Below are 25,740 nucleotides of genomic sequence, written 5' to 3'. Positions count from 1 at the left end.
TAGAGCAGGCGTATCACCGCTTCACGGAACGGAACCAGCGCTCAGCCCCCCGGTGCAGCGGCACCTGCCCGGTGGCGATGCCGGTGCGCACGTTGATCCGGCTGGCCTCTGGGTGTCCGGCGACGATGCGGGCCGACTCGGTGAACACCGTCCGGGTCACGACCTCCACCACGGACGCGTCCAGCGCGCTCCGCGCCAGCAGCAGGTTGGGCACCGCGAACGTCCGGCAAGGCCCCAGAGCCCCGTACGTGGTGGCCGGAATCGTCGCCGGCGCGTAAGGCCCGGGATAGGCCTCGGCGAGGCGCACGGCCTCGTCCGGCAGGTCCACCAGGCGGATCGGGAGGCTGCCGAGCAGGCCGGTGATCGCGGGCGTCGGTATCCCGGTCAACGCCACCAACGCGTCGATCGACCCCGCCGCCAACTGCCGCGCCGCCTCGGCGTGCGCCATCCGCCGGGCGTCCACCCCCACCCCCAGCAGGCCGAGCAGCCGGGTGGCGGTGAACTCGGTCCCGGACTCGACCGGCCCGAACGAGACCCTGCGCCCGGCGAGGTCCGCGATCCGCCGCACCGGGGCGTCCGCCGGCACCACGACCTGGAGGAAGCTGTCGTACAGCCGGCCCACCGCACTGATCCCGGCCGGGTCGTCGGCACTCAGCAGCGCCTCGAACAGCGGGTCCAAAGAGGACAGTCCCAAGTGGACCCATCCTTCGGAGAGCAGCCGGACGTTCTCCACCGACGCCGCGGTGTGCCGGGCGACCACCCGCGTGTCCGGCAACTGGTCGGCCAGCGCCAGCGCCAGCGCGCCGCCGATCTCCCGGAACACCGCCCCGTCCGGCCCGGTGGCCAACACCAGCTCCGCGGGCGCGACCACGCCGGACGACGTGCACGCGGGCACGCCCGCCGCCACGGCGGCGAGCAGCAGCGAGCGGCGGGTCACCTGCACGCCGGCCAGACTAGTCCCGTCGGACCAGTGGACGACGTGTTACGTCAGAGGGACCTGAAGTTTCCGGCGGGCGTCTTGTCGCAGGTCGGGGCTGTGCTCAGGATCACTGACCAACCCCGCCGCAGCAGCCCCCTGGAGGAGACGTGGTCACCGCGCCAACCCGTGAGCGCAAGCCGATCTACCGGCACCTGTACTTCTGGGTGCTGGTGTCGATCGTGCTGGGGGTGATCGTCGGCTACGCGTTCCCCGCGCAGGCGTCGGAGATGAAGTGGCTGGCGGACTTCTTCGTGGCGCTGGTCAAGGTGGTGATCGCGCCGACGATCTTCTGCACGGTCGTGGTCGGCATCGCCGGGCTGGGCAACCTCGCCAAGGCCGGTGGCCTGGCGCTGCGGACGATCCTCTACTTCACGGCGATGACGACGGTGGCGCTGGCGATCGGGCTGATCGTGGTGAACGTCGTGCAGCCCGGCCACCACGGGCCGCCGATCCCGATCAACGACGACGCGGCGTCCAAGACGCTGGCCGACGCCAAGACCGCGGAGACCGGCGTGACCGGGTTCATCCTGTCGCTGGTGCCCAAGTCGTTCTTCGGCGCGTTCACCGACGGGCAGTTGATCCAGGTGCTGGTGGTGGCGATCCTGGTCGCCGTCGCGGTGGCCGGGATGGGCAGGCGGGGCGAGCAGGTCGTGTCCGCGCTGGACACCTTCGCCAAGATCATGTTCGGCGTCATCAAGATCGTCATGTACGCCGCGCCGATCGGCGCGTTCGGCGGCATCGCCTACACCATCGGCAAGTTCGGCGGCACGATCCTCGGCAAGCTCGCGTGGCTGATGGGGTCGTTCTACGCGACCTGCCTGCTGTTCATCCTGGTGGTGCTCGGCGGCGTGGGGCTGTACGCGGGGTTCTCGATCTTCAAGTTCCTGCGGTACATCAAGGACGAGCTGCTGATCGTGCTCGGCACGTCCTCGTCGGAGTCGGTGCTGCCCCGGATGCTGGTGAAGATGGAGGCGGCCGGCGCGGACAAGTCCGTGGTGGGCCTGACGATCCCGACCGGGTACTCGTTCAACCTGGACGGCACGTGCATCTACCTCACCATGGGCGCGATCTTCATCGCCCAGGCCACCGGCCACGACGTGGGGCTCGGCACGCAGGTCGGCCTGCTGCTGTTCATGCTGCTGGCGTCCAAGGGCGCGGCGGGCGTGACCGGGGCCGGTCTGGTGACGCTCGCGGCCTCGCTGACGGCGTTCGAGGCGAACAGCGCCATCCCGGCCGTCGGCATCGCGCTGATCGTCGGCATCGACCGGTTCATGTCCGAGGCGCGCGCCATCACCAACGTCATCGGCAACGGTGTCGGCACGCTGGCGGTCGCCCGCTGGCAGGGCCAGTTGGACCGGGCGCGGCTGAAGGAGGTGCTGGACAACCCGTCGGACGTGGACGTCGACGCGTTGATGGACCGGCAGCACGGTGACGACCCGACCGACCGCGAGCCGGTCGGCGCGGGCTCCCGCTAGACCACCCGGCCCACGGGCCCCGCAGCTCGACCACCGCGCCGGTGGAGCTGCGGGGCCCGCCCGCGTCCGACGTGCGGGGCGAGCCTGCCGGTGCCGAACACTGCTCGTTCAGGCAGCGTGTCACTCGATACGGTGAACGTCCCCATCCGGGTACCGGAGACGACCCGGTCAACCGCGCGCGTCGCGGCAGGCAGGCTCTCACCGGTGCGCAATGGACCGAGGCCTCGGTTATGCTGGACAAGGCGTAACAAGGTCGGCCCCAATGTCGCTCCGCCCGCCTCAATCGTTACGCGTCAATGACCTGGATCACCCAATGGATGGTGTGTCCCGGTTTCGCGGCTGTTAAAGTCGCGTCAACACGCGGGCCATCGTCGTCCCGTGCCCAGAAACCGGATTTCCAGTAACTGGACACGAGGACTCGTTCTTTTGAAGGACGACGAAGGAGGTCTGCGCAGTGATCTTCTCCGCCATCCCGTCCCCGCAGGGGCTCTACGACCCGACTGCGGAGCGTGACGCCTGTGGTGTGGCGATGGTCGCCGACGTCCAGGGGCGGCGGTCCCACGGCATCGTGGTGGACGCGTTGACGGCGCTCGCGAACCTGGAGCACCGCGGCGCCGCCGGCGCCGAGCCGACCAGCGGTGACGGCGCGGGGATCCTCGTGCAGCTACCCGACGTGTTCCTGCGGTCGGTAGTGGACTTCGCCCTGCCCGAGGCGGGCTCGTACGCGGCCGGCATCGCCTTCCTCCCCCGCGACCCGGAGGAGCGGTCCAAGGCGCAAGCGCTTGCGGAGCGCATCGCGGAAGAGGAAGGGCTGCGCGTCCTCGGCTGGCGGGACGTGCCGGTGGACCCGGAGCTCGCCGACGTCGGGCCGACGGCGCAGTCGGTCATGCCGCACTTCGCGATGCTGTTCGTCGAGGACGGGGACGGCGGGAAGTCCGGTGTGGAGCTGGACCGCCGCACGTTCGTCCTGCGCAAGCGGATCGAGCACGAGACGGTCGCGGCCCAGGTCGGCGCCTACTTCCCGTCGCTGTCCGCGCGCACGATGGTCTACAAGGGGATGCTGACGACCGGCCAGCTACCGGTGTTCTTCCCCGACCTGCGGGACGAGCGGCTGGCCAGCGCCATCGCCCTGGTCCACTCGCGGTTCTCCACCAACACCTTCCCGTCGTGGCCGCTGGCGCACCCGTTCCGCTACGTCGCGCACAACGGCGAGATCAACACCGTGCGCGGCAACCGGAACCGGATGCGGGCGCGCGAGGCGCTGCTGGCCTCCGACCTGATCCCCGGCGACCTGGCCCGGCTGTTCCCCATCTGCGACCCCGAGGGCTCGGACTCGGCCTCGTTCGACGAGGTCCTGGAGCTGTTGCACCTCGGTGGGCGGTCGCTGCCGCACGCCGTGCTGATGATGATCCCCGAGGCCTGGGAGAACCACGTCTCGATGGACCCCAAGCGCCGCGCGTTCTACGAGTTCCACGCGTCCCTGATGGAGCCGTGGGACGGGCCGGCCTGCGTCACGTTCACCGACGGCTCGCTGGTCGGCGCGGTGCTGGACCGCAACGGGCTGCGGCCGGCGCGGTGGTGGCAGACCGCCGACGGGCGGGTGGTGCTCGCGTCCGAGACCGGCGTGCTGGACGTCCCGGCCGACCAGGTGGTCGCCAAGGGACGGCTCCAGCCGGGCAAGATGTTCCTGGTCGACACCGTCGAGGGCCGGCTGGTGGACGACGACGAGGTGAAGTCCCGCCTCGCCGACGACCTGCCCTACGACGAGTGGCTGCACGCCGGGCTGCTGGAGCTGGCCGACCTCGCCGACCGCGAGCACGTGGTGCAGAGCCACGAGTCCGTGGTCCGCCGCCAGCTCACGTTCGGCTACACCGAGGAGGAGCTGCGCATCCTGCTCGGACCGATGGCGGTCGGCGGCATGGAACCCCTCGGCTCCATGGGCACGGACACGCCGGTGGCCGCGCTGTCCCAGCGCTCCCGGCTGCTCTACGACTACTTCGTGCAGAACTTCGCCCAGGTCACGAACCCGCCGCTGGACGCGATCCGCGAGGAGATCGTCACGTCCGTGTCGCGGGTGATGGGCCCGGAGCAGAACCTGCTGGAGCCGGGCCCGGTGAGCTGCCGGCACATCAAGCTGACCTACCCGGTGATCGACAACGACGAGCTGGCCAAGCTCATCCACATCAACGACGACGGCGACCTGCCCGGCTTCGCCTGCACCGTCCTGAATGGACTGTACGAAGTGGACGGTGGTGGCGCGGCGCTGGCGCAGGCCGTCGAACGGGTCCGGCGCGAGGCGTCCGAGGCGATCGCCGCCGGCGCGCGCATCCTGGTGCTGTCCGACCGCGACTCCGACCACCGGATGGCGCCGATCCCGTCGCTGCTGCTGGTCTCCGCCGTGCACCACCACCTGGTGCGCACCAAGGAACGGCTGCGGGTGGCCCTGGTCGTGGAGACCGGCGACGCCCGCGAGGTGCACCACATCGCCGCGCTGCTGAGCTACGGCGCGGCGGCGGTGAACCCGTACCTGGCGTTCGAGACCATCGAAGACCTGATCTCGCAGGGCGCGATCACCGGCATCGAGCCGCGCAGGGCCATCCGCAACTACGTGTCCGCGTTGGTCAAGGGCACGTTGAAGATCATGTCCAAGATGGGCATCTCCACGGTCGGCGCGTACACCGCCGCCCAGGTCTTCGAGGCCGTCGGCCTGTCGAAGGACCTGCTGGACGAGTACTTCAGCGGCACCGTCTCCAAGCTCGGCGGCGCGGGGCTGGACGTGCTCGCCGAGGAAGTCGCGCTGCGCCACCGCCGCGCGCACCCGGACAACCCGACCGACCGCGTGCACCGACGGCTGGAGGTCGGCGGCGAGTACTCCTACCGCCGCGAGGGCGAGCTGCACCTGTTCACGCCGGAGACGGTGTTCCTGTTGCAGCACGCCACGAAGACCGGCAAGCGGGACGTCTACCGCCGCTACACCGAGGAGGTCGAGCGGCTGGCGCGGCAGGGCGGCACGCTGCGCGGCCTGTTCACGCTGAAGACGGAGCGCGAGCCGGTGCCGATCGACGAGGTCGAGCCGGTGTCCTCGATCGTCAAGCGGTTCAACACGGGCGCGATGTCGTACGGCTCGATCTCCGCCGAGGCGCACGAAACCCTGGCCATCGCGATGAACCGGCTCGGCGGCCGGTCCAACAGCGGTGAAGGCGGCGAGGACCCGGAGCGGCTGTACGACGCCGAACGCCGGTCGGCCGTGAAGCAGGTGGCGTCCGGTCGGTTCGGTGTGACCAGCGAGTACCTGGTCAACGCGAGCGACATCCAGATCAAGATGGCGCAGGGCGCGAAGCCCGGCGAGGGCGGGCAGCTCCCCGGCTACAAGGTGTACCCGTGGATCGCGCGGACCCGGCACTCCACGCCGGGCGTGGGCCTGATCTCCCCGCCGCCGCACCACGACATCTACTCGATCGAGGACCTGGCGCAGCTCATCCACGACCTGAAGAACGCCAACGAGCAGGCCCGCGTGCACGTCAAGCTGGTCAGCGAGGTCGGCGTCGGCACGGTCGCGGCGGGCGTCGCCAAGGCGCACGCGGACGTCGTGCTGATCTCCGGCCACGACGGCGGGACCGGCGCGTCGCCGCTGAACTCGCTGAAGCACGCCGGGACGCCGTGGGAGATCGGCCTCGCCGAGACCCAGCAGACGTTGCTGCTCAACGGTTTGCGCGACCGCATCACGGTGCAGGTGGACGGCGCTCTGCGCACCGGCCGGGACGTGGTCGTGGCGGCGCTGCTCGGCGCGGAGGAGTTCGGCTTCGCCACCGCGCCGCTGATCGTCGCGGGCTGCGTGATGATGCGGGTCTGCCACCTGGACACCTGCCCAGTCGGCGTGGCCACGCAGAACCCCGAGCTGCGCAAGCGCTACACCGGACAGGTCGACCACGTGGTGAACTTCTTCGAGTTCATCGCCCAGGAAGTGCGGGAACACCTGGCGGCACTGGGTTTCCGGACGATCGACGAGGCCGTCGGCCACGCCGAGCTGCTGGCGACCGACCGGGCCGTCGAGCACTGGAAGGCGGCGGGCCTGGACCTGACGCCGGTCTTCGAGGTGCCGGAAACCCCGTACCGGACGGCGAAGCGGCGCGTCCGCGAGCAGGACCACGGTCTGGCGCAGGCACTCGACCGCACGCTGATCCAGCTTGCCGAGGCAGCGCTGGAAGATGCGCTCCCGGTGCGCCTGGAACTCCCGCTGCGCAACGTGAACCGCACCGTCGGCACGCTGCTCGGCGCGGAGGTGACGCGCCGGTTCGGCGGTGACGGGCTGCCCGACGACACCATCCACGTGACGTTCACCGGCTCCGCAGGCCAGTCGCTCGGCGCGTTCATCCCGCGTGGCATCACGCTGGAGATGGTCGGCGACGCCAACGACTACGTGGGCAAGGGGCTGTCCGGCGGCCGGATCGTCGTGCGCCCGCACCCGGACGCCCCGTTCGCGGCCGAGCGGCAGGTGATCGCGGGCAACGTCATCGGCTACGGCGCGACCAGCGGCGAGATCTTCCTGCGCGGACGTGTCGGAGAACGGTTCTGCGTAAGGAACTCCGGCGCGCTGGCGGTCGCGGAAGGCGTGGGCGACCACGCGTTCGAGTACATGACCGGCGGCCGTGCGGTGGTGCTCGGACCGACCGGGCGCAACCTGGCCGCGGGCATGTCCGGCGGCATCGCGTACGTGTTGGACCTCGTCCCCGCCTCGGTGAACCGGGCGATGGTCGAGTTGCAGCGGCCCGGCGGCGAGGACCTGCGCTGGCTGCGCGAAGTGGTGGAGCGACACCACAAGCTCACCGGATCGGCCGTGGCCGCGTCGCTGCTCGGCGACTGGCCCCGGCGATCCGCGTCGTTCACGAAGGTCATGCCCGGCGACTACCAGCGCGTGCTCGAAGCGATGAGGCTCGCCCGCGCGGAAGGACGGGACGTCGACCAGGCGATCATGGAGGCTTCCCGTGGCTGACCCGTACGGTTTCCTCAAGCACACCCGCGCCGACGCGAAGAAGCGCCCGGCGGCCGAGCGGCTGTCCGACTGGAACGAGGTCTACCAGGACCTCGACGCGGAGACCCGCGACCCCGAGGTGAGGACCCAGGCCGCCCGGTGCATGGACTGCGGCGTCCCGTTCTGCCACTCGGGCTCGGCCGGCTGCCCGCTGGGCAACCTCATCCCCGAGTGGAACGACCTGGTGCGCCGGGGCGACTGGGAGCAGGCGTCGGAACGCCTGCACGCCACCAACAACTTCCCCGAGTTCACCGGCAAGCTGTGCCCCGCGCCGTGCGAGTCGGCGTGCGTGCTGGCGATCAGCCACGACGCCGGCGGCGCGGTCGCGATCAAGCGCGTCGAGCAGGCCATCGCGGACGTGTCGTGGGAGCAGGGCCTCGTGCGGCCCACGCAGTCGCACGTGTCGTCCGGGAAGCGCGTCGCCGTGGTGGGTTCCGGCCCGGCCGGTCTCGCGGCGGCCCAGCAGCTCACCCGGGCCGGCCACGAGGTCACGGTCTACGAACGGGACGACCGGCTCGGCGGGCTGCTGCGGTACGGCATCCCCGAGTTCAAGATGGAGAAGAAGGTCCTCGACCGCAGGCTTTCCCAGCTCCGCAAGGAAGGCACGAAGTTCGTCACCGGCTGCGAGGTCGGCGTCGACCTGACCGTCGAGCACCTGCGCGAGCGGTTCGACGCGGTGGTGCTGGCGGTGGGCGCGCTGCGCGGCCGTGACGACACGTCCACCCCCGGCCGCGACTTGGCGGGTATCCACCTCGCCATGGAGCACCTGGTGCCGGCCAACCGGGCGTGCGAGGGCGACGGCGCGCCCGGGATCGACGCGGCCGGCAAGCACGTCGTGATCATCGGCGGCGGCGACACCGGCGCCGACTGCTACGGCACGGCGTCCAGGCAGGGCGCCGCGTCGGTGCTGCAACTCGACCAGTACCCGCAGCCGCCTTCGCAACGCGACGACGAGCGCTCGCCGTGGCCGGTGTGGCCGTGGATCCTGCGGACGTACCCCGCGCACGAGGAGGCGGGTGAGCGGAAGTTCGCCGTGGCGGTGGAGAAGTTCGTCGGCGACGAGGACGGGCACGTCCGGCAGATCCAGTTGCGCAAGGTGCGGGTGGAGAAGGACGCTTCCGGCCGGCGGGCGGTCGTGCCGACGTCGGAAGAGGTCGAGGTGCTGCCGGCCGACCTGGTCCTGCTGGCCATCGGTTTCGAGGGCGTGGAACGGATGCCGTTGCTGGACGGGTTGGGGATCGACCTGACTTCGCGTGGCACCATCTCGTGCGGGTCGGACTGGCAGACCCAGGCTCCCGGCGTGTTCGTGTGCGGCGACGCCCATCGCGGTGCGTCGCTCGTGGTGTGGGCGATCGCGGAGGGCAGGTCGGTGGCGAACGCGGTCGACAACTACCTGACCGGTTCGTCGGACCTGCCGTCCCCGGTGATCCCGAACCAGTTGCCGCTCGCGGTGGTGTGACCGCGTTGTGCTGACAGCCCGGGCGGGCTGAGGTTTACGATCACCGGGTGACCGGTGACGAAGGCGCGAGCGCCAGGCAGGCGTCGGTCGACGGCGTCGGTGGGCGGACGGTGAACCGCCTGGTCGCCATCCTGTGCTGGCTGTCTGTTCCGCTCGTGCCCGTCGCGCTGTTCCTGGACGGCGAGGACTGGGCTTGGTGGGAGGTGCCGGCCACGATCGGCTCGCTGCTGATCCTGGGGCCCATCGGCTTCGTGATGTGGTCCGGGGCGAACCGGGCCAGAGCGGACATCGCACGGCTGCGGCAGTCCGGTCGGCCTGCCGTCGCGGAGGTCGTCGGGCTGGAACTGGACGAAGACCCCGAGGGGCCCACCATGGCGGTGCTGAGCCTGCGCATCAGCGGCGATGACGTCCCACCGTTCTCGGCGACCTACCGCTGTCGTCCCGAACCGGGTTTCAAGGTCGGAGCCCGCATCAAGGCTGTGGTCGACCCGTTTGACAACCTGTTCACCCTCAAGCGCATCTGAGCGGATGCCCTGGCCGCCCGCGAACGACGTTCGCGGGCGGTTGCTGTCGTTACGTCGGTTCGACGGGTTGTAGGGCTTCGGCGGCCTTCTCGGCGAGCTTCCTGAGCGCGCCTTCGGTGAGTGACAGCGTCAGGCCGGTGTCGCTGCCCCCTATGCGCAGGTGGATGTACCGGCTCCGCAGGTCTTCGACCTTGATCGTGCAGTTGTCTTCGAGTTGGACGAACGAGTCGACCTCGACCCCTAGCCCCATAGTTCCTCCTAGCTCTGAGGTGACACCACGCTATTCCAATAAACGGATTTTTAGTACTCGCCTGATCGAGTGATGTCTGAGCAGGTGGGTGCCGGTAGGGTTGGCTCATGGCGAAGGTCACCCCGACGACGAAGAAACTGTTGCTGGGCAAGGAGATCGCGTACCTCCGAGGGCGCGCGGGCCTGTCCCAGGCGCAGGCGGCTGCGTTGATCGAGAGGACCCAGACCAAGCTGACCGAGTTGGAGGCCGGGCAGTCCAGCATCACCCCCGGCGACCTGCTTCTGCTGCTCAAGGGGTTCGGTGTCACCGACGAGCACCACATCGAGACGCTGATGGCGTTGCGCCGGGGGAGCGGTCAGCGCGGCATGTGGACCGGTGTGCGCAGCATGTATGCCGAGCAGTTCCGAACCATGATCGACCTTGAAGAGAACTGCGATCTCATCCGCACGGTGGAGAGCGAGGTGCCGCCCGGTCTGCTGCAGTGCGAGCGCTTCATCCGGGCGCTGTACTCCCACGTCGATGACAACCGGGACCTGGATGCGCGAGTCAAGGCGCGGCTGGTGAGGCAGGAGATCTTCCACAAGCCGAACCCGCCGCAGGTCGCATTCGTGATCTCGGAATCGGCGCTGCGCAGGCAGTATGCGGCACCAGAGGTGATGCGGGAGCAGATCAACTACATGATCAAGCTGTCCAAGCTGCCCAACATCCGGCTCCAGGTGCTGCCCTTCAAGACCCTCCTGCAAGCCACCTCGATCCGGGATGGGTTCGTGTTGCTGCGCATCCCGTCGCCGGGAGTCGCCGGGCCGTTGGAGTTCGCCTACACGGAGAACCAGGCCGAGGTCCGGTACATCGACGACAAGAAGGTTGTCGCCACCCTCGATGGTCAGTGGGCTCGGCTGACGGGTGCTTCGCTGGGATTTGAGGAGACCCGGCGCTTTATGCGTAAGGTTGCTTCCGAGTACAGCTAGTGCTTGGAGGCATCTGATGTTTCGCAGGTCGAGCTACAGCGGGGACAACGGCAACAACTGTGTTGAGGTGGCGCGGCTGGTGGCGGGAGTGGCTGTTCGGGACAGCAAGGCTCCGGAGGGCGGCCAGGTGCGGCTAGGCTCTTCGGGGTTCGGTCGGTTCCTGACGGCCGCCAAGCGGGATCGGTTCAGTCGAGGCTGAGTCGGCCGACGATGCCTACCCGACGTACCCGCCACGAGAACCTGTCAGCCTTCCTCGCATCGCGCGAAGACGACCAGCTCGCCGAACTCATAAGCACAGGCCAACCCGGCGACGTGGGCGTGGGCGGTGGGTCGGCGGTGCTCGGTGTCGACGGCGTGGCGGTGTTCGTCAAGCGCATCCCGCTGACCGACCGGGAACACGCCCACCCGCACTCCACCGCGAACCTGTTCGACCTGCCGACCTTCTGCCAGTACGGCGTCGTCAGCCCGGGGTTCAACGCCTGGCGCGAGCTGGCCGCCAACCTCGTCCTCACCGACGCGGTGCTGGCGGGCGAGACGGAATCGTTCCCGGTGCTCCACCACTGGCGCATCCTGCCCGGTCGGGCGCCGATCGCCGACGAGCACGCCGACACCGACGCGGTTGTCGCCGCACTGAACAACCATCCGGCCGTGCGCGTCCGCCTCGAAGCGCTGGCCGCCGCGTCGCGCAGTCTCGTGCTGTTCAGCGAGTACGTCCCGCACCCGCTGGAAGACTGGCTCAAAGAAGACCCCGCAGGCAAGGCCGGCACGGTCGAGCGGCAGTTGGCGGAGATCGTCGGCTTCCTGCGGGGGCGGGAGTTGCTGCACATGGACGGGCACTTCGGCAACATGCGCGTCGACGGTGGGCGGATCTACCTTGCCGACTTCGGGTTGGTCACGTCGCCGAAGTTCGACCTGTCGGACGCCGAGCGTGAGTTCGTTCGGCGCAACGCCACGCACGACGCCGGCTACGCCGCCATGCGACTGGTCAACTGGCTGGTCGCGGAGGTGTGCGGGGTGTCGGCCGGTCCTGCGGTTCGCAACGAGTACGTGCGTCGGTGCGCCGCCGGGCACATCCCCGACGGCGTGCCGCCGAACGTCGCCGCGATCTTGCGTCGGCACGCACTCACAGCCGCGAGGATGAACGGCTTCTACTGGAAGCTGTTCGACGGCGAGGTGGACGCGGAGTACCCCGGCCGGTAGCTGTCACGGTCCAACGGCATCTGTCCCCATCATGGCGTAACGGTGGGGCCACCTGCGTCGACGCTTCCCCTGTAGGAGGTGGCGATGACGTCCGACGCCCTGCCGTCCCGCCTGGCGATCACCCGTGCCCGCTACGAAGGCCGTGCGGCGCAACGCAAACGCGCCCGCGCCTCGGTCGAACGCCGGGGCGTCCTGCACACCGACGTCCCACACCGCGTGACGCGCCGGCTGGACCGGCTCGGGGTGGACTGGCAGCTCGCGTCCGCCTTCGAACGTGGCGCGACCGCACCGGTCGGCGGGTCGCGGGAACTCGACCTGGAGCGGCTGATCGGCCGCAACACCTTGGTGGACTCGGATTTCCTGGAGTCCGGGGTCGCGGCGGCGCGGGCCGTGGGGCGGGTCCGGGTCGGTGGGCGGTGGGGGACCGGATTCCTGATCGCACCTTCCTTGTTGCTCACCGCCGGCCACGTGTTGCCCAGCGTCACGGACGCGGCGCAGGCCTCGGTGGAGTTCGACGGAGTCCTGGTGGCTTGTCGGCCCGAGCTGTTCTTCCTCGGTGACATGGCTTTGGACTTCACCGTGGTGGCGGTGGAGGACGATCCCGCGCTTCCCACGCACCTGCCGTTGGTCGAGCAGGAGGGGAAGGTGATCCTCGGGGAACGGCTCAACCTCGTCCTGTGCCCGGCGGGTGGGCCGAAGCAGTTCGCCTTGCGCGACCACACTTTGGTGGACGTGTTGGACAATTTCCTGCATTACGAGGCCGGTGTCGGCGCTCCGGGTGCGCCGGTGTTCAACGACCAGTGGGAAGTCGTGGCCCTGCACCACTCCGGCGTTCCGGTCACGGACGACGAGGGCGAGCCGGTGACCGCCGACGGGTCGCGGTGGTCGGCCGGCCTCGGTGAGCACCGGTTGGCCTGGCGTGCCGGGGAAGGCGTGCGGATCAGCCGTGTTCTGCGGGCGTTGCGGGACCGTCCGCTCAGCGGGGAGGCCGCCCGGTTGCGTGCCGGGATCTTCGACGCCGCACCGGTCGCGGCGGAGGTGGACGCGGAACTCCGAGCGGCGTTGGTGAACCTGGACATCGGGCGTGGCCGGGTCTACTACGACGCCGCGGCGGATCGGGCGGCGCGGGACCGCTACTACGCCGACATCGCGTTCCCCACCCGCCAGTCACTGCACGAGCTGCTCGAACGGACGCACGTGCGGCGGCCCGCCTACCGCCCGGCGCGGATGGTGTACCCGTGGGTCGATCTGCACCCGGACCTGAAGCTGCGCAGCCTGCACTCGGGTGTCGCCGTCGACCCCGAGGACTTCATCCGGGCGGACGTGGCGGCGGAAGCGGCTCGGGCCCGGCGGTTCCGGGACTTGGCGGCGGGCGGACTGCCTGATCCGGGAACGCTGGCTGCGGAGTTCGACCGGTTGGAGGAGGAGTTGCCGTTCAACTGCGAACACGTTGTGCCGCAGGCGTTGTACGACAAGCGCGAGCCGATGCGCGGGGACCTGCACCAGTTGTTCGCCCGCGGGACCGGCGACGCGGACACCTCCGAACCGTGGGAGGGACGCGGCGCGGTCGCGCGGGCGACGCTCTACTTCCTGGTGCGCTACCCGGGGATCGTGGACGACCGGAGGGTGTCCGAACTGGTGGCGTGGCACCGGAAAGACCCCGTGACCGAGTACGAGCTGCACCGCAACGCGGCCATCGCGGAGATCCAGGGCAACCGCAACCCGTTCATCGACCACCCCGGCTGGGCGCTCGACGTGTGACGAGGGCGAGGGCGATCACCAGGCACACGGCGGCGGACACGAACGCTCCGGTGAACCCGGCCCGGATGCCGTCGACGAGCCTGCCATCGGTGATCGACAGCGTGCCGGACACGGCGATGCCGAACGCCGCGCCGATCTGGAACACCGAATTGTTGATGCCCGACGCCAGACCCGACTCGTCGGACGGGACGCCGGCCAGTGCGGCGATCGCCGCCGCCACGACCGTCGTGCCGATGCCGTAACCGAAAACGACCATGGCGGGCAGGAAATCGGTCCAGTAGCCGCCCTGCTCGGTGAGCCGCGACAGCAGCCACGCGCCGATCGTCAACGCCAACGCACCCAGCACGGCGACCTTGCGATAACCGAACCTGGTCGTGAGCGGGCCGGCCAGGTTCGAGCCCACCACGGAAGCGACGGCGTACACGGCCGTGCTCAGGCCGAACAGCACCGCCGAGTAGCCGAGCACCTGTTGGGCGTAGACGGACATCATCAGCGCGCCGCCGTAGATCGTCATGGCGACCAGCAACGTCATTACGTTGCCGCTGACCAGCGAGCCCAAGCGGAACACCCGCAGCGGCACGAGCGGAGCCCCGGCCTTCCGCTCGGCCACGACGAAGAGCGCGAACAGGAGGAGCGCGCCCGCCACGAGTCCCAGCGTCCGCGGTGCGCCCCAACCGATCGTGGGAGCCTCCACGACGGCGTAGGCGAGCAGGACCAGGGCGCCGGTCACCGTGACGGCGCCGAGCGGGTCGAAGGAGCGCCTGCCCGGCCGGATCGGGGTTTCGCGGAGCAGGCGCGGGCCGACCAGCAGCACGACGCCGGCCGGCGGGACGTTGATGAAGAAGATCCACTCCCAGCCGAGGCCCTCGGTGACGGACCCGCCGACCAGCAGGGCGGCCGTGGCCCCGAACGCGCCGAGGCCGGTCCAGACGCCGATGGCGCGGTTGCGCTCGGGGCCTTCGGGGAAGGTGCTCATCAGCACCGCCATGGCGGTCGGGGCCATGATCGCCGCCGCCACGCCCTGCACGACCCGTGCGGCGATCAGCACCCCGCCGCTCCACGCGAACCCGCACAGCACGGACGCGGCGAGGAACAGGGCCGTGCCGACCATGAACATGCGCCGTCCGCCGAGCAGGTCCGCCGTCCGCCCGCCGAACAGCAGCAGGCCGCCGAAACCGAGCAGGTAGGCGCTCATCACCCACTGCGAGCCGCCGCGGGCGAACGCCAGCTCGGCTTCGATGGACGGCAGCGCCAGCACGACGATCTGCGAGTCCACGATGATCATGAAGTACGCGACGCACAGCAGGGCCAGTGCGCGCCAGCGGCGCGGGTCCAGGGAAGTGGTCGCGGTGGTCGTTTGTTCTGACACGTGGGGGTAGACCACGGGGCTGCCGGCGATTCGTCGCGACGAATTCCGCCGGCCGCGCCGGTCTACAGAGGTGAGGACAGGTAGGGGGACTGGTGGACGACTTCGTGGAACTGGTGCATCCGTACCGGGGTGAGCTGCTCGCGCACTGCGCGCGGATGCTCGGCTCGGTGCACGACGCAGAGGACCTGGTGCAGGAGACGTACCTGAGGGCGTGGCGGGCGCGCGACTCGTTCGAGGGGCGGTCGTCGCTGCGGACGTGGCTGTACCGGATCGCGACCAACGCGTGCCTGAACGCCCTGGACAGCAGGCGACGGCGGCCCGTGCCCGCCGGGTTCGCCGCGGACGACCTGCAGGACGAGCTGCCGCACGGGGTCGACCCGGCCGAGATCGTGGCGACCCGCGAGCACCGCAAGCAGGCGCTGTCCGCGGTGTGGCGGCGCCTGCCGCCGCAGCAGCGTGCGGTGCTCATCCTGCGGGACGTGATGAGCTGGCAGGCCAACGAGATCGCGCACCTGCTCGGCACGTCCGGTTCGGCGGTGCACAGCATGGTGCGGCGGGCGCGGGCGCAACTCGCGGCGGCGCCCTCGCAGCCCGATCCGGACGACCGGCGGCTCGCCGAGTACGCGGCGGCGTTCGAGACCGGTGACGTGTCTCTGCTGATGCGGGAGCTGACCGAGGAGACGCCGGCGGAGAACGGCTGGGAGTCGATCGTGCGGCTGATCGCCTACTGCCCGCTGGCGAGCGAGTACCGGAAGGTGCCGATCGCGGTGCGCGGGCGACCGGGGTTCGGGGTGTACCGGGCGGACGCGGAGGGGGTGTACCGGCCGCACACGGTCGACGTGCTGACCGTGTCGGGTTCGGGGGTGGAGCGGTTGGAGATGATGGACGACCGGAGCCTGTTCCGGACGCTGGGGCTGCCGGCGGTGCTCGGCTGACCCGCGGTTTTGCTCCGCCGAACAGGTCGCCGTGTTCGACGCAGCGGTTCCGCTCCGCCGAACAGGTCGCCGTGTTCGGCACGTCTGAGTAGCGGACTACTCAAGTGTCGCCCGGAGGTCGCCGCTGCCGGGGTGCGGCGGGGTTACCCAGGCCGGCCGGACCATCCCTAGGGTCGTGGGCAGGGGACAGGACCCACGGGGCACCAAGGGGAAGGAAGGCAGACATGGGCGCAGACTCCGAGCGGAACCGCCTCGACGCGCTCCAGGAGCGGCTTCAGGTGCTGGAGGACAAGGACGCGCTTCGGGCACTGCTCGTGCGGGGCTGGCGTGCGCTCGACCACAAGGACTGGGACACCTGGTCCGCGTGCTGGGCGGAGGACGCCGAACTCGCGTTCGGCCCGTGGAAGGCGCACCGCGGACGCCGGACCATCCGCGACACCGTCATCGCCGCCGAGGCGCCCTACGGCGCGATTACGCACCACCTGCTCAACACGCACTTCGAGGTGCGCGGCGACCGTGCCACCGGGGTCGGCCACCTGTGGTTCGTCGGTGTGCCGAACGCCGACGAGCCCGGCGAGCACTACGACTTCGGCGGGCGGTACGAATGGGAGTTCGTCCGGTCCTCCGCCGGTTGGCGGCTGACCCGGCAACGGCTCGGCGTCACCTGGAGTTCGGGCCACGACACCGTGGGGGCGTTCCGATGATCAGGTGATGACCGACCGCACCGAGCGGAGGTGGCTGACCAGGAACACGTGCGGCTCGCCGTGCGGGTCGTTGACGGTGAGGCTGCCCGACGCGTGGTCCACCGGCGTGACCACGTGGCGGATCGTCGTGCGCGGGCCGTCGGCCACGTCGATCTCCACCGACGTCCGCGTCACCAGGGCTTCCGCCAGCAGCACGACCTCGGAGTCGCGCAGCACCAGGGACTGGTCGCGTAACAGCCGCACGGTGCTCATCCGCCGGGATTCCGCGCGGGGCGGCACGGACCTCGGCTTCGGGCGTTCGCGTTCCACCAGCGCCGTGGCGAGCTTCGCCACCTCCTGCTCCGTCAGCGGAGCCCGCCACGGCGCCCACGCGGTGATCCGGCGGGCCGGTGGCTCGACGCGGCGGCGGGACACCCGCTCCACCACCGGCCGGCCGTCGGCGGTCGCGGCGGCGGGGGCGTAGCCGGCGGAGCGGAGCAGGGCCACCGTCTCGCCCGCCGGTTTCGCCGACGCCAGCACGGTCGGGCCCAGCGGACGCAGCTCCAGCGGTGTCAGCGACCGGTGGCGCGCGATCTCCGCCAGCAGGTGCGGGTCGTCCGCCCGCACGCAGCACGCCACCGCCGTCACGCTGAGCCGGCCGTGCCGCCGCGCCACCTCGCGCACCAGGCGCTCCAGGGTCTGCGGCACGCCGTGCTCGGCCACCTCCGCCAGCCGCGCCAACAGCCGCTCCGGCGTGTTCCCCGCGTCCAGCGCCCGCCGCACGCTCGCCGCGCAGAACCGCCACCCGCCGTCCACCGGGTCCGCGGCCAGGTCCAGCGCAGCGCCCAGCTCCCGGCTCGGCAGCCCCGCCACCACGGCCGTCAGGTCGGGTCTCAGGCACGCCTTCGACGCGGCCGGCGGCACGAAATCCGCCGCCACCGCCGCCTCCTCCCCGGCCAGCACCGCACGGCCGAGCGTGGTCAGCGCGCCCAGCGCCACCAGGCCGATGGTCTCCGCCTCGACCAGCGCCGCCTCGGTCGCCGCCGGGCTGTGCGCGGCCGGCCGGGACCACACCAGGTCCGCCACCACCTCGTGCCGGTGCTCGAACGCCTCGTCCTCGGCCAGCTCCGCGTACTGCCCCAGCACGCCCCGCCGGATCGTGTCGCCGGTGTCCGCCGGCTGCTCGGCGAGCGCCGGCCGGGGCTTGGCGGGCGTCCACGTCATGCGCGGCCACGCCTTCGCGAGGCCCGCCAGCCGGTTCGCGGGCGACGAGCCGCGCCAGCCGTCCGACCTGGTCGTCGGCAGCACCCGCCGGTCCTGGTCGGCCACCGCCAGCAGCCGGGCCTCCACCGCCAGCTCCAGCCACAGCCGGGTGCGGGTCTCGTCGGCGCGCAGCGCGCCCGCGATCCGCCGCAGCTCGCGCAGGCCGACCCCGCTGCGGGTGGCGACGACATCGTTGTCACAGAACTCGACCAGCCGGGTAACACCGTCCACAGTGGACGTCGCCGGGGCGATCGCCGCGCGGTCCGCGAAACCCCGGTGCTGCACGGTCCGGCGTGGCGCGCGGGGTGCGGGCGTGATGCGCCTGGGCGGCTCGCCGTCCGCCGGGCGCAGCCCCGTCGCCGCGTGCAGCCGGTCGCCCGCCGGCCACACCAGGGCGCGCCGCCGGAGCTGCCCGAGCGTGCGCTTCAGCTCGGCGCGCGACGACTTCCCGTTGCAGCGCAAGCGTTCCGCGACGGCCTCGGTGCTCGCCGCCGCGCCCAGCAGCACCACCGTGTCCAGCACGTCACGGCACGCGCGGTCCAGGCCGTCCACCGCCAGGCGCAGCGACGACGGCGTGCTCAGCTCGTCGGCGAGCCCGCGCAGCGAGTGGGGCTGGGTGTCCGCCGCGTCCTTGCGCAGCACGAGGATGTCCCGGATGTCCTGAGCGTCGAGTTCGTGCAGCCAACTGGCCAGCGCCGATTTCCTACCCACTCAGCTCATTATGCACTGTGGGTCACCACGCGGTTATTCCCTGCGATAGAGCCGGCGAATGGGCGGCCGTAAGCTGTGGGTCGTGGAATTCAGCGGCTTCGGCGAACACGCCATCGACTTCTACGACGGGCTGGAGGTCGACAACTCCAAGGCGTACTGGGAGGACCACAAGCACATCTACCAGTCCGACGTGCGCGCGCCGATGGAGGCGCTGCTGGCCGCGCTGGAGCCCGAGTTCGGCAAGGGCAAGGTGTTCCGGCCGTACCGGGACGTGCGGTTCAGCAAGGACAAGACGCCGTACAAGGACCACTGCGGCGGCGTGGTCGAACTCGGGCGCGGCGGCGGCGCGCACTACGTCCAGATCGGCCCGGAAGGGCTGTTCGTGGGCGGCGGGTCGTTCGCGATGGCGTCCGACCAGGTCGCCCGCTACCGCGAGTCCGTCGCGGACGACGTGCGCGGGCGGGCGTTGGAGAAGCTGCTCGGGAAGCTCACCCGCAACGGCTGGGAGGTGCGCGGCGACCGGCTCAAGCGCCCGCCGCGCGGGTTCGACCCCGACCACCCGCGCATCGACCTGCTCAAGCACAAGCGGCTCTACGTGGCGAAGACGTGGCCGCCGGACGACGTGCTGCACGAGCCGGCGTGCTTCGACCGGGTGCGTGACGCGTGGCGCGAGATGAACCCGTTCGTGGACTGGTGCGCCGACCACATCGGACTCACCGAGGTCGGCTTCCGCTGAGCGCGTAGCGCGCCACGAGCCGGCCGGGATCGGACTCACCGAGGTCGGCTTCCGCTGAGCGCGCAGCGCGCCACGAGCCGGTCGGGATCGGGGTCACCGAGATCGGTTCCGGCTGAGCGCGTAGCGCGCCACGAGCCAGCCGAGGGCGATGCCCGCCACGTCCACCAGGCCGTCCACCACGTCCCCGCCGCGGCCGAGCGCCACGATCAGCCATTGGAGCACTTCGGACACCGCCGCGTAGGCCACCAGGCCCGCGAGCAGCGGTCGACGCGGCAGCCGGGCGACCAGCCCGGTCACCGTGAGCAGGGCGAACAGCAGGCAGTGGACCACCTTGTCGGTGCCCGGCGGCGAGTCCGGGACACCTGACTGAGGGATGAACAGGATGATGACGCTGAGCAACACAGCGGTCACGAAAGGAAGGATTCTAAGCCCCACCAGGACGATTCTGCCTGGTTCGGACAGATTACTTCCCGGTACAACCTGATCGGTCCAGTGAAGGGGACTAGGCTCTACCGACGTGAGTCGACGCGCGAAGATCGTCTGTACGCTGGGCCCAGCCACCGCGACCGAGGACAAGGTCAACGAGCTGGTGGCGGCCGGCATGGACGTTGCCCGGATGAACTTCAGCCACGGCAGCCATGCCGACCACAAGCAGGTCTACGACCTCGTCCGCGCCGCGTCGGACGCGACGGGCCGCGCGGTGGGCATCCTCGCCGACCTCCAGGGCCCCAAGATCCGGCTCGGCCGGTTCGCGCACGGCCCCGTCGAGTGGCGCACCGGCGATGTCGTCCGGGTGACCGTGGAGAACGTCGAAGGCACGCACGACCGGGTGTCCACCACGTACAAGGAGCTGGCCAAGGACGCCAAGGTCGGCGACCGGCTGCTGGTGGACGACGGCAAGGTCGGCCTGGTCGTCACCGACGTCGAAGGCCCCGACGTGGTCTGCGAGGTCACCGAGGGCGGCCCGGTCAGCAACAACAAGGGCCTCTCGCTGCCCGGCATGGACGTGTCCGTGCCCGCGCTGTCCGAGAAGGACATCGACGACCTGGAGTTCGCGCTCAACCTGGGCGTCGACTTCATCGCGCTGTCGTTCGTGCGCTCGCCCGCCGACATCGACCTGGTGCACCAGGTGATGGACCGCGTGGGCCACGGCCGCCGCCCGGTCGTCGCCAAGATCGAGAAGCCGGAGGCCGTCGACAACCTGGAAGCCATCGTGCTGGCGTTCGACGGCGTCATGGTCGCCCGCGGCGACCTGGGCGTGGAGCTGCCGCTGGAGCACGTGCCGCTGGTGCAGAAGCGCGCGATCCAGATCGCCCGCGAGAACGCCAAGCCGGTCATCGTGGCCACCCAGATGCTCGACTCGATGATCACCAACTCCCGCCCGACCCGCGCCGAGACCTCGGACGTGGCGAACGCGGTGCTGGACGGCGCGGACGCCCTGATGCTGTCCGGCGAGACGTCCGTCGGCCGGTACGCCATCGAGTCCGTCAAGACCATGGGCCGGATCATCGAGGCCGTGGAGACCGAGTCCACGCAGGTCCCGCCGCTGACCCACGTGCCGCGCACGAAGCGCGGCGTCATCTCGTACGCGGCCCGCGACATCGGCGAGCGGCTGAACGCGAAGGCGCTGGTGGCGTTCACGCAGTCCGGTGACACGGTGCGCCGGCTGGCCCGGCTGCACACGCACCTGCCGCTGCTGGCGTTCACGCCGGAGCAGAGCGTGCGCAGTCAGCTTGCTCTCACGTGGGGCACGGAGACGTTCCTGGTGCCTAAGGTGGACTCGACGGACGAGATGGTCCGCCAGGTGGACCTGTCGATGCTGCACATCGGCCGGTACCAGCCGGGCGACCTGGTCGTCGTCGTGGCAGGCTCCCCGCCTGGCACCATCGGCTCGACCAACCTCATCCGGGTCCACCGCCTCGGAGAGGACGACCACGCTTAGGGGTTACCCGTGACAGAGGCCGCCCGCGCCGCAGCCGCCGCCGGATACGCGGACCTGCCGCTGGACACCGACGGCGTGCCGCACGGACAGCCCGTGCTGGACCGCCTCGTGGCGCTGCTGGACCTGGAACGCATCGAGGAGAACATCTTCCGCGGGGTGTCGCCCGCCGAGTCGCCCGTGCGGGTGTTCGGCGGGCAGGTCGCCGGCCAGGCCCTCGTCGCGGCCGGCCGGACGGTCCCGCCGGAGCGCCGCGTGCACTCGCTGCACTCGTACTTCATCCGGCCCGGCGACCCGACCGTCCCGATCGTGTACGAGGTGGACCGGATTCGCGACGGGCGGTCGTTCACCACCCGGCGAGTGGTCGCGGTGCAGCACGGCAAGGCGATCTTCACGCTGTCCGCGTCGTTCCAGCTCGACGAGCCGGGCATGGAGCACTTCGAACCCGTCCCCTCCGTGCCGTCGCCGGACTCGCTGCCGACCTACGCCGAGTCGGCCGCCGGGTACCTGCAGAAGGTCGGGATGGCACGCCTGCCCCGCCCGATCGACATCCGGTACGTGACCGAACCGCCGTGGCGGGCGCGGGAGGACGGACCGGGCGAGGCGCGCAGCCAGGTGTGGATGAGGGCGGACGGCAAGCTGCCGGACGACGACATGCTGCACGTCTGCGTGCTGGCCTACGCGTCCGACATGACGCTGCTGGACTCGATCCTCGTGCGGCACGGCGTGTACTGGGGCACCGACAAGGTCCTGGGCGCGAGCCTGGACCACGCGATGTGGTTCCACCGCCGCTTCCGAGCCGACGAGTGGTTCCTGTACGACTGCGAATCCCCGTCCGCTTCCGGGGCGCGCGGCTTGGCGACCGGGCGGGTCTACTCGTCGGACGGGCGGCTGGTGGCGACGGTGGTGCAGGAGGGCCTGCTGCGGGTCCTGCCGTGACCGGTCTGACCATCGAGGACTGGAACGCGATTCCCCAGCGGCCACCGGCTGCGCGCAGCCGACCACTCGTCCACGTCCACGCGAGTTCGACAGCGAGTCCGAGCACATGGCAGGCGTGATCGGGAAGGCTCCGAGTCCTTCCCGATCCCTTCGACCTCACGCAATGCCTGTTCGCTAGACCGCGCTCAAGGCGTCCCACAACGCGCGGACATGGTGCTCACGGGTCGCCTCCGACCCGATGGCCACCCGGATCGCGAAGCGCCCGTTGACGACCGTGTGGGTCAGGAACGCGCTGCCCTCGGCGTTCACCGTGTCCATGGCCCGGCGGGTGGCCTCGTCGCCGTCTCGGTGGGCGAGGGTGACCAGGGACAGCGACCGGGGCGCGACGAGTTCCCACCGCTCGTCCGCCGCCACCCACGACTCCAGCAGCCCGGCCAGCTCCACGTGCCCGCGCAGGTGCGCCCGGATGCCCTCCAGGCCGTACCAGCGCAGCACCGACCACAGCTTCAGCGCCCGGAACCGGCGGCCCAGCGGGATCTGCCAGTCGCGGTAGTCCACGACCGCCCCGGACTCGGTCGCGCTGTTGCGCAGGTACTCCGGCAGGATCGTCAGCGCGTCCACCAGCACGTCCGGGTGCGCGGTCCAGAACAGGGACAGGTCGAACGCCGTCAGCATCCACTTGTGGGCGTTGGCGCAGAACGAGTCCGCCAGCTCCAGCCCGTCGAACAGGTCCCGGTGCTCCGGGCACAGCGCCGCCGGACCGGCCCACGCCGCGTCCACGTGCAGCCAGATCCCGTGGCGCGCGCAGACTTCCGCGATCGCCCGGACGGGGTCGACGGCGCCCGTGCCGGTGGTGCCGACGGTCGCGCACACCAGCACGGGTGTGCGGCCACTGTCCACATCGGACTCGATCTGCCGGGTCAGCGCGTCGATGTCCATCGCCAGCGTCGCCGCGGAAACCTCGATGGCCCGCACGGAGTCCTCGCCGAGCCCCGCCATCCGCGCGGCCCGTTCGATCGAGGAATGTGTCTGTGAGGAAACGTAAACCGTCTCGTCACCGTCCACACCGGACTGACGCCACTTCCCGGACTTCCGGTGCAGCGCCGCCAGCATCGCCACCATCGCCGCGCTGGACGCCGTGTCCTGGATGACCCCGCCGCCCCGGAACGACGGCGGCAGTCCCATCGCGTCGACCAGTTCGTCCATCAGGTGCTGCTCGACCTCCGTGCACGCGGGGGAGGTGGACCACAGCATCCCCTGCACGCCGAGCCCGGACGACAGCAGGTCGCCCAGCACGGACGGCAGCGAGGCGTTCGACGGAAAGTACGCGTAGAAACCGGGGTGCTGCCAGTGCGTCGTGCCCGGCACGACGACCCGGTCCAGATCGGCGAGCAGCCCGCCGAACCCCTCCCCCTGCTCGGGGAGCGCCGACAACTGCGACCGCACCCAGCCGGGCTCGACCTGGGACCGCACCGGCAGGTCGCCGAGGCGTTCGCGGTAGTCGGCGATCCAGTCGATCACCTCGTGGCCGATCCGGCGGAACTCGTCAGGCTGCATGACTGCACATTAGCCGGCCGGAATCAGGGAGTTCAGCCCCTCGGTGGACGTCAGCAGGCCTTGACGATGGCCGAGTGGGACTTGGGGCTGAGGTCGAGGATTCGCACGGTCTTGTTGCCGGCGGGCACGTAGACCTGGTAGGTGCCGGGGTTGACCGGGTATCCGAAGTAGCTGCCCGCCGGGGCGGCGCCGGTTCCCGCGATGGTCCGGCCGTTGATGTGGATGGTGGTGGAGACCGCTTTGCCGCAGTTGTTGGAGATGTAGATCTTGCCCTTGGTCGCGGCGGTGGCGGAACCCGTGCCGAGGACCGAGATGACCAGACCTGCGGTGGCCAGACCGGTGAGAAAGCGCCGGGTGGTCGTCATGGTGCTCCTTTGGATGTTGTGGGGGTCGGCCGCAAGATATCCGCAGGCGCCGCCGCGCACTGTCGGTCGAACGACCGACCCCGCCGTGAGTCGGCCGGGTGCCGCGGGGGCGGTCGGGAATCGGAACCGGCCGGGTAGGGGACGGCGCTAAGGCACCCTCCGCCGGCGGTGGGTAGGCCGCTGGTCGTCGGGCGGCGTGAGGGCGCGGGTCTCGACGCGTTCCAGGACGACCGCGCTGGTCAGGTTCCGCACCTCGGTGCGGGAGGCGATCTTGTCCACCAGGAACGCCTGGAGGTGCGTGCTGTCGGCGACCGCGATGTGCACGAGGAAGTCGGCCTGCCCGCTCACGTGGAACAGCGACCGGGTCTCGGGCTGCGCCATCACGAACGCCCGGAACGCCGCCACCACCGGCCGGGTGTGCGGCCGGACGTTCACCGACACGACGGCCTCCAGCGGCAGCCCGGTCAGCCGGGGGTCGACCACGGCGTGGAAGCCGGTGATCACGCCCAGCTCGCGCAGCCGCCGCACCCGGTGCAGGCAGGTCGACGGGGCCAGCCCCACCAGTTCGGCGAGGGTGCGGTTGGGCAGCGTGGCGTCGTTCTGCAACTCCTCCAGAATCCGCCAGTCAACCGAATCCAGTTCGGCTACCTCGTTCACAGCCGAACACTTTACCTGTCGGGTGGAATTGCGCCGAACGTCGGAACGAGGATCGCGCCGTGCACATCGCGTGGACCTCCTTCCTGCTGGCGCTGGTGGTGATCACCATCGTCCCCGGCCCGGACTTCGTGCTGGTGACCGGCAACGCCGTCCGCGGCGTCCGCTTGGGCGCCCTCACCGCCCTGGGCGTGATGACCGGTCTGCTGGTGCACGCCGTCCTCGCCACCGTCGGCCTGTCGGCGCTGGTCGCAGCCGCGCCGGCGGCCCTGTGGGTGGTCAAGGCGGTCGGCGCCGGCTACCTGTGCTACCTGGGCTTGATGACCCTGCGGTCCCGCAAGTCGCCCGCTGCGCCCGCCCCGCCGTCGGAGAAGTCGGTGTTCCTGCGGGGAATGCTCTGCGACCTGCTGAACCCGAAGGTCATGCTGACGTTCCTGAGCCTGATCCCGCAGGCCATGGACCCGACCGCGCCGCCACTGCCGCAGGCGGCCCTGCTGTCCGCCGTCACGGTCGGCGTCTTCGCGGCGTTCTGGGCCTGCGTGGTGCCCACCGCCGGCCGCCTGGCGCGCCTGCTGACCCGCCCCAAGGTCCGGCCGGTCTTCGAACGCCTCTGCGGCACGGCCCTCATCGGCATGGCGGCGTCGGTCCTGGCCGCGTAACGCCGCGCCACGGGTTCACCGGGAGGACGTCGGCGGCCGTCCTCCCGGTTTGCCGCACACCGCCGCCAGGACGACGATCAGCAGGACCTCCAGCACCCTGGCGGACAGCAGCGAACTCTCGATGACAGCGCGCATCGGATTTCCTCCCGGTCGAATTCGGCTCACCACCATTAACGTCGAAAGGCCGGCCGGCCGCATCATCCGTATCAGGATGGCGGCGTCATCCCGGCCAGGACGTTGCACGTGAACCGGCCCTGTGCTGAGATGGCAGTCGACCGTGGA

The 25,740-nt window shown here is 70.6% G+C and carries 22 protein-coding genes; 14 read left to right on the top strand and 8 right to left on the bottom strand.

Annotated elements, in window-relative coordinates:
- Positions 1-13: 13 nt before the first annotated feature.
- Complete coding sequence (locus tag ACQPZF_RS32630; RefSeq protein WP_433263587.1) at positions 14-943, bottom strand: TAXI family TRAP transporter solute-binding subunit; 930 nt, start codon at positions 941-943, stop codon at positions 14-16.
- 143 nt (positions 944-1,086) lie between these two features.
- Between ACQPZF_RS32630 and dctA the strand changes: the two genes are divergently transcribed.
- From dctA to ACQPZF_RS32610, 4 genes are all read left to right on the top strand, one after another.
- Entirely contained in the window at positions 1,087-2,454 is a 1,368-nt protein-coding gene (dctA, locus tag ACQPZF_RS32625; protein ID WP_433263586.1) for a C4-dicarboxylate transporter DctA, read from the top strand.
- Between the two features lie 454 nt (positions 2,455-2,908).
- Positions 2,909-7,447, top strand: a complete 4,539-nt coding sequence (gene gltB, locus ACQPZF_RS32620; protein WP_433263584.1) for a glutamate synthase large subunit — start codon at positions 2,909-2,911, stop codon at positions 7,445-7,447.
- On the top strand, positions 7,440-8,945 hold the full coding sequence (locus ACQPZF_RS32615) for a glutamate synthase subunit beta (RefSeq protein WP_433263582.1): 1,506 nt from the start codon (positions 7,440-7,442) through the stop codon (positions 8,943-8,945). Before gltB ends, ACQPZF_RS32615 begins: the two co-directional genes overlap by 8 nt.
- Before the next feature lie 47 nt (positions 8,946-8,992).
- Positions 8,993-9,469: a hypothetical protein gene (locus ACQPZF_RS32610; protein ID WP_433263580.1), complete on the top strand. Its 477-nt coding sequence runs from the start codon at positions 8,993-8,995 to the stop codon at positions 9,467-9,469.
- Positions 9,470-9,518: 49 nt separating this feature from the next.
- On the opposite strand, the gene ACQPZF_RS32605 is transcribed toward ACQPZF_RS32610, so the two are convergent.
- Complete coding sequence (locus ACQPZF_RS32605) at positions 9,519-9,719, bottom strand: hypothetical protein (protein ID WP_433263578.1); 201 nt, start codon at positions 9,717-9,719, stop codon at positions 9,519-9,521.
- Between the two features lie 107 nt (positions 9,720-9,826).
- Here ACQPZF_RS32605 and ACQPZF_RS32600 point away from each other — a divergent pair, with 107 nt between their 5' ends.
- The 4 genes from ACQPZF_RS32600 to ACQPZF_RS32585 all read left to right on the top strand — a co-directional run bounded on the left by ACQPZF_RS32600 (position 9,827) and on the right by ACQPZF_RS32585 (position 13,648).
- On the top strand, positions 9,827-10,687 hold the full coding sequence (locus ACQPZF_RS32600; protein ID WP_433263576.1) for a helix-turn-helix domain-containing protein: 861 nt from the start codon (positions 9,827-9,829) through the stop codon (positions 10,685-10,687).
- A gap of 16 nt (positions 10,688-10,703) precedes the next feature.
- On the top strand, positions 10,704-10,886 hold the full coding sequence (locus ACQPZF_RS32595; RefSeq protein WP_433263574.1) for a DUF397 domain-containing protein: 183 nt from the start codon (positions 10,704-10,706) through the stop codon (positions 10,884-10,886).
- 11 nt (positions 10,887-10,897) lie between these two features.
- Complete coding sequence (locus tag ACQPZF_RS32590) at positions 10,898-11,887, top strand: serine/threonine protein phosphatase (RefSeq protein ID WP_433263572.1); 990 nt, start codon at positions 10,898-10,900, stop codon at positions 11,885-11,887.
- Positions 11,888-11,971: 84 nt separating this feature from the next.
- Positions 11,972-13,648 carry an endonuclease gene (locus ACQPZF_RS32585; protein ID WP_433263570.1) on the top strand — a complete coding sequence of 559 codons (1,677 nt, stop codon included), beginning with the start codon at positions 11,972-11,974 and terminating at the stop codon, positions 13,646-13,648.
- On the opposite strand, the gene ACQPZF_RS32580 is transcribed toward ACQPZF_RS32585, so the two are convergent.
- On the bottom strand, positions 13,614-15,017 hold the full coding sequence (locus ACQPZF_RS32580; protein ID WP_433263568.1) for an MFS transporter: 1,404 nt from the start codon (positions 15,015-15,017) through the stop codon (positions 13,614-13,616). The genes ACQPZF_RS32585 and ACQPZF_RS32580 overlap by 35 nt on opposite strands.
- A gap of 92 nt (positions 15,018-15,109) precedes the next feature.
- On the opposite strand from ACQPZF_RS32580, the gene ACQPZF_RS32575 reads away from it, so the two are divergent.
- Both ACQPZF_RS32575 and ACQPZF_RS32570 read left to right on the top strand, forming a co-directional pair.
- Positions 15,110-15,952 carry an RNA polymerase subunit sigma-70 gene (locus ACQPZF_RS32575; RefSeq protein ID WP_433263566.1) on the top strand — a complete coding sequence of 281 codons (843 nt, stop codon included), beginning with the start codon at positions 15,110-15,112 and terminating at the stop codon, positions 15,950-15,952.
- Between the two features lie 224 nt (positions 15,953-16,176).
- Positions 16,177-16,656: a nuclear transport factor 2 family protein gene (locus ACQPZF_RS32570; RefSeq protein ID WP_433263565.1), complete on the top strand. Its 480-nt coding sequence runs from the start codon at positions 16,177-16,179 to the stop codon at positions 16,654-16,656.
- On the opposite strand, the gene ACQPZF_RS32565 is transcribed toward ACQPZF_RS32570, so the two are convergent.
- Positions 16,657-18,609, bottom strand: coding sequence for a helicase-associated domain-containing protein (locus ACQPZF_RS32565; protein ID WP_433263563.1), 1,953 nt, complete (start codon positions 18,607-18,609; stop codon positions 16,657-16,659).
- 82 nt (positions 18,610-18,691) lie between these two features.
- On the opposite strand from ACQPZF_RS32565, the gene ACQPZF_RS32560 reads away from it, so the two are divergent.
- Positions 18,692-19,345 (top strand): DUF2461 domain-containing protein, encoded by a 654-nt coding sequence (locus tag ACQPZF_RS32560; RefSeq protein ID WP_433263561.1) that lies wholly within the window; start codon positions 18,692-18,694, stop codon positions 19,343-19,345.
- Between the two features lie 93 nt (positions 19,346-19,438).
- Here the strand turns inward: ACQPZF_RS32560 and ACQPZF_RS32555 are convergent, their stop codons facing one another.
- Complete coding sequence (locus ACQPZF_RS32555; RefSeq protein WP_433263559.1) at positions 19,439-19,756, bottom strand: VanZ family protein; 318 nt, start codon at positions 19,754-19,756, stop codon at positions 19,439-19,441.
- Between the two features lie 106 nt (positions 19,757-19,862).
- On the opposite strand from ACQPZF_RS32555, the gene pyk reads away from it, so the two are divergent.
- A complete protein-coding gene (gene pyk, locus ACQPZF_RS32550) occupies positions 19,863-21,287 on the top strand; it encodes a pyruvate kinase (protein ID WP_433263557.1) in 1,425 nt (474 codons plus the stop codon).
- A 9-nt stretch (positions 21,288-21,296) separates the two neighbouring features.
- Complete coding sequence (gene tesB, locus ACQPZF_RS32545; protein ID WP_433263555.1) at positions 21,297-22,223, top strand: acyl-CoA thioesterase II; 927 nt, start codon at positions 21,297-21,299, stop codon at positions 22,221-22,223.
- A 174-nt stretch (positions 22,224-22,397) separates the two neighbouring features.
- Here tesB and ACQPZF_RS32540 read toward each other — a convergent pair whose 3' ends face one another.
- The 3 genes from ACQPZF_RS32540 to ACQPZF_RS32530 all read right to left on the bottom strand — a co-directional run bounded on the left by ACQPZF_RS32540 (position 22,398) and on the right by ACQPZF_RS32530 (position 24,802).
- Positions 22,398-23,780 carry a pyridoxal phosphate-dependent decarboxylase family protein gene (locus ACQPZF_RS32540; RefSeq protein ID WP_433263554.1) on the bottom strand — a complete coding sequence of 461 codons (1,383 nt, stop codon included), beginning with the start codon at positions 23,778-23,780 and terminating at the stop codon, positions 22,398-22,400.
- Between the two features lie 50 nt (positions 23,781-23,830).
- Positions 23,831-24,145: a hypothetical protein gene (locus tag ACQPZF_RS32535; RefSeq protein ID WP_433263552.1), complete on the bottom strand. Its 315-nt coding sequence runs from the start codon at positions 24,143-24,145 to the stop codon at positions 23,831-23,833.
- 147 nt (positions 24,146-24,292) lie between these two features.
- Positions 24,293-24,802, bottom strand: coding sequence for an Lrp/AsnC family transcriptional regulator (locus tag ACQPZF_RS32530; protein WP_433263550.1), 510 nt, complete (start codon positions 24,800-24,802; stop codon positions 24,293-24,295).
- Between the two features lie 59 nt (positions 24,803-24,861).
- Here ACQPZF_RS32530 and ACQPZF_RS32525 point away from each other — a divergent pair, with 59 nt between their 5' ends.
- Entirely contained in the window at positions 24,862-25,458 is a 597-nt protein-coding gene (locus tag ACQPZF_RS32525; RefSeq protein WP_433263548.1) for a LysE family translocator, read from the top strand.
- The last annotated feature ends 282 nt before the right edge of the window (positions 25,459-25,740 follow it).

The sequence above is a fragment of the Actinosynnema sp. CS-041913 genome, from assembly GCF_050942485.1.
Classification (GTDB): Bacteria; Actinomycetota; Actinomycetes; order Mycobacteriales; family Pseudonocardiaceae; genus Actinosynnema.
The sequence above is the reverse complement of the archived record's forward strand: the minus strand, read 5'-3'. Positions and strand labels throughout refer to the sequence as shown.